General features: G+C 57.2%; 1 protein-coding gene. It reads right to left on the minus strand.

The features are described 5' to 3' along the window. The coding region (locus EOC06_RS35895; RefSeq protein WP_164898954.1) for a TrbG/VirB9 family P-type conjugative transfer protein at positions 1-502 on the minus strand (502 nt) is incomplete at both ends.

A 502-nucleotide genomic window follows, 5' to 3' on the forward strand; every position in this document is an offset into this window, starting at 1 on the left:
ATTGTAGAGGCAGAGCGTTTTGCCGTCGGCCCTCAGCGTGAATTGCCGGCCGATCTTGTCAACGATCGTGTATTTTCCCTGGGTACGCTGATTGACGAGCGATTCATGGCCTTTTTCGTCGACGACGAAGATGGCGGGGATGTCGCCCGTGAACTCCAGGAACATCTTGGTGCCGTCGTCGAAAGCAACGCGCGGCTTCAGGCTGTCATCGCCGACATAGACGTAATTGTAGTTGAGATCGGCATAGTTGAGGTTTTTGAGGTCGGGATCGGCAGCGCTTTGCTGGGCCTGGGCAAGCAAGCGCGCGTCTTGATCCTCATCCGCATATCTGAATCGAACCTGGAAGGAGGCACGGTCGCGATCGCTGTCCGTGGCTTTGAGCAGCAACGAATAGACGCCTCGGTCGGTGATGACGTTGACGTTCGTCCAGGCGTCCCGTTCGAGCGGCTTGATGAAGAGAAAGCGCGAGCCGCGTTTAGGCACAATCGACCAGCCCTTCGTG

This window comes from Mesorhizobium sp. M7A.F.Ca.MR.362.00.0.0 (assembly GCF_004023175.1).
GTDB lineage: Bacteria > Pseudomonadota > Alphaproteobacteria > Rhizobiales > Rhizobiaceae > Mesorhizobium.